Below are 351 nucleotides of genomic sequence, written 5' to 3'. Positions count from 1 at the left end.
AGCGTATGCGGAACGCTGTTGCCATATTGGATACGCTTCAAATACCGGTTGGCCGTGCGGCTGCGGCTGCGCTCATTGGCCTGAGTGAAGTCAACGTTCGCGGCATTCTCCGCCGCATACTCATACAAAACCGCGTTCCCCTTGTCGTCCCGGCTTTCGCAAAGAAGCCAGGAGTACACATGCGCGGGTTCGTCCGGATCGGCGATTTGGCTGTTCTCCGATTGGCCATAAATCGCGGCGGCGTTGTCCGGCGTAAAGGAACGCCAATGAATCTGGCCTGTCGCTCTGTCGGTCCACCGCTCGATCCGCGCGAACGCGCCTTCGATGCGGGGACGGTATCTGTGAATCGTA

General features: G+C 59.0%; 1 protein-coding gene. It reads right to left on the bottom strand.

Annotated features, from left to right (window positions below; genetic code table 11):
• A partial coding sequence (locus L692_RS28965; protein WP_036723878.1) for a SpvB/TcaC N-terminal domain-containing protein occupies positions 1-351 on the bottom strand: 351 nt, incomplete at both ends.

This window comes from Paenibacillus forsythiae T98, assembly GCF_000520735.1.
Classification (GTDB): Bacteria; Bacillota; Bacilli; order Paenibacillales; family Paenibacillaceae; genus Paenibacillus_AQ; species Paenibacillus_AQ forsythiae.
Note: the sequence above shows the minus strand (reverse complement) of the source record. Positions and strands in the feature narration are given on the sequence as shown.